Genomic DNA, 2677 nt, shown 5'->3' with positions numbered 1-2677 from the left:
GGGGCAGCTGACCTGCCCCGCCATCCTACCGGCAGCCACGCACACCGTCACATGATCCGTACATCCTTTGCAAAGGAGTATATCACACACTTTTTCTAGGAAGAAACAAACCTTTTTCCTATCTTTGCAAACCAAACATAAGCAGACTAATGCTTCGAATCTAAAAAGATATGAAAAAAGAAAGTCAAGTGATATTCGACCGCAATGTAGTGGAATTTGTAACCGTGGCTGCCGAATTTTGTAAATTTCTGGAGCAGGCCGAGGGCATGAAACGCGCCACATTCGTCGATACATCCTTAAAAATACTGCCATTGCTCTACCTCAAAGCCTCCATGATGCCCAAATGCGAAATGATGGGCGAAGACATGCCGGAGAACTTTGTCACGGAAGAGACATACGAAATAGTACGCATGAACCTGGCCGGCATACTGGGCGAAAAGGACGACTACCTGGACGTATTCGTGTCGGACATGAAGTACAGCGACCAACCCATCACCAAATATATCTCCGAAGACCTGGCCGACATCTATCAGGACATCAAGGACTTCATCTTCGTCTTCCAGCTGGGACTGAACGAAACCATGAACGACGCCCTGGCCATCTGTCAGGAGAACTTTGCCCTCTATTGGGGACAAAAGCTGGTGAACACCCTGCGCGCACTGCACGACGTGAAGTATGCGCAAGCAGACAGTGAAGACGAAAATCCGTCGGACGAGACTGACGACCTCGACTACAACACCGAACACACCCTTTAACTGCAAGCTGTAATTATGGTAATCAAAAGAACGATCAATAAAGAGGAGCTACAGGACATGCCCAAAGCCCTCTTCCCCGGCCAGATACACGTTGTACAAACTCCACAAGAAGCCGAACGAGCCGTAGCCTACCTGAAGACCTGCCCGCTGCTGGGCATCGACAGCGAAACACGCCCCTCGTTCACCAAAGGCCACGTCTACAAAGTGGCACTGCTGCAAATCGCCTCGGACGAGCACTGCTTCCTTTTCCGGCTGAACCTGACAGGCCTCACACTGCCCGTCATTCTGCTGCTGGAAAATCCCAACATCATTAAAGTAGGCCTCTCACTGAAAGACGACTTCATGATGCTGCACAAGCGTGCCCCCTTCGAACAGCATTCCTGCATCGAACTGCAAGAGTTTGTACGCCCCTTCGGCATTCAGGAGAAAAGCCTGCAGAAGATTTACGGCATCCTGTTCGGAGAAAAGATATCCAAAAGCCAGCGCCTGTCCAACTGGGAAGCCGACGTACTGACGCTTCCCCAGCAACAATACGCGGCAACCGACGCCTGGGCATGCCTCAACATCTACAACAAGCTGCAGGAACTGAAACGGACGGGCGACTTCGAAATAGCCCCCGACACCCCGCCAGCCGACAGCACAGAACCCGAAAACCGAACTAATTAAAATAAATCCATGTATAAAGTATATCTGAAACCCGGCAAGGAAGAATCCCTGAAACGTTTTCACCCTTGGGTATTCTCCGGCGCCATCGCCCGCATTGACGGAGAGCCGATAGAAGGCGAAGTAGTAGAGATCTACACTTCGAAGAACGAATTCATAGCCAAAGGCCATTGGCAAATAGGCAGCATCGCCGTACGGGTACTGACATTCAATCAGGACGAAACGATCGACACCGATTTCTGGAAACGGAAATTGCAGATAGCCTACAACATGCGCCGCAGTATCGGCATTGCCGAAGCACCCGACAACAACACCTACCGCCTGGTACATGGCGAAGGCGACAACCTGCCCGGACTGGTGATAGACATTTATGCACGGACCGCCGTCATGCAGGCCCACTCTGCAGGAATGCACCTGGAACGCATGACCATAGCCGAAGCACTGGCCGAAATGATGGGCAACCAGATCGACAACATCTATTACAAATCGGAAACGACACTGCCCTTCAAAGCCGACCTCTTCCCTGAAAACGGATTTCTGCGCGGAGGCAGCACGGACAACATCGCTACCGAATACGGTCTGAAGTTCCATATCGACTGGCTGAAAGGACAAAAGACTGGTTTCTTCGTCGACCAACGCGAAAACCGTGCCCTGCTGGAACGCTATGCAAAGGGCCGCAACGTACTGAACATGTTCTGCTACACCGGCGGATTCTCAGTCTACGCCATGCGTGGAGGAGCCAAGCTGGTACACTCGGTAGACAGTTCGGCCAAAGCCATCGACCTGACCAACAAGAACATGGAGCTGAACTTCCCTGGCGACACCCGTCACGCCGCCTATGCCGAAGACGCCTTTAAGTACCTCGACCGCATGGGCGACCAGTACGACCTCATTATCCTCGATCCACCCGCTTTCGCCAAGCACCGCGACGCCTTGCGCAACGCACTTCAGGGCTACCGGAAGCTGAACGTGAAAGCATTCGAGAAAATCAAGCCGGGCGGCATCCTGTTCACTTTCTCGTGCTCGCAGGCAGTCAGCAAGGAGAACTTCCGTACGGCCGTATTCACCGCAGCCGCCATGTCGGGACGCAGCGTACGCATCTTGCACCAGCTCACCCAGCCTGCCGACCACCCGGTCAACATCTATCATCCTGAAGGTGAATACCTGAAAGGACTGGTACTCTACGTAGAATAAAAAAACATCCGATTATTTAAAAAGATAACAGAAAAGAAGGTGTGTCAAAAAGCACACCTTCTTTT

At 52.0% G+C, this 2677-nt stretch carries 3 protein-coding genes; all 3 read left to right on the top strand.

Annotation, left to right across the window (positions count from 1 at the left end):
* Positions 1–170: 170 nt before the first annotated feature.
* Genes QVP67_RS03005 through QVP67_RS02995 form a run of 3 tightly spaced genes read left to right on the top strand, consistent with a single transcriptional unit; the run spans position 171 to position 2612 of the window.
* Positions 171–755 (top strand): DUF5063 domain-containing protein, encoded by a 585-nt coding sequence (locus tag QVP67_RS03005; protein ID WP_022162080.1) that lies wholly within the window; start codon positions 171–173, stop codon positions 753–755.
* A gap of 15 nt (positions 756–770) precedes the next feature.
* The gene (locus QVP67_RS03000; protein ID WP_022162079.1) at positions 771–1421 is read left to right on the top strand and encodes a 3'-5' exonuclease; all 651 of its coding nucleotides are present in this window, start codon (positions 771–773) and stop codon (positions 1419–1421) included.
* A gap of 9 nt (positions 1422–1430) precedes the next feature.
* Positions 1431–2612: a class I SAM-dependent rRNA methyltransferase gene (locus QVP67_RS02995; protein ID WP_022162078.1), complete on the top strand. Its 1182-nt coding sequence runs from the start codon at positions 1431–1433 to the stop codon at positions 2610–2612.
* Positions 2613–2677 lie beyond the last annotated feature (65 nt).

The organism is Bacteroides sp. CAG:633 (assembly GCF_000435115.1).
Lineage (GTDB): Bacteria > Bacteroidota > Bacteroidia > Bacteroidales > Bacteroidaceae > Bacteroides > Bacteroides ndongoniae.
This window is presented reverse-complemented; position numbering and strand designations above follow the sequence as displayed.

Excerpts from the sequence above, each read along its gene's own strand:
- QVP67_RS03005 (WP_022162080.1), top strand. The coding sequence starts at position 171 with ATGAAAAAAGAAAGTCAAGTGATATTCGACCGCAATGTAGTGGAATTT.
- QVP67_RS03000 (WP_022162079.1), top strand. The coding sequence starts at position 771 with ATGGTAATCAAAAGAACGATCAATAAAGAGGAGCTACAGGACATGCCC.
- QVP67_RS02995 (WP_022162078.1), top strand. The coding sequence starts at position 1,431 with ATGTATAAAGTATATCTGAAACCCGGCAAGGAAGAATCCCTGAAACGT.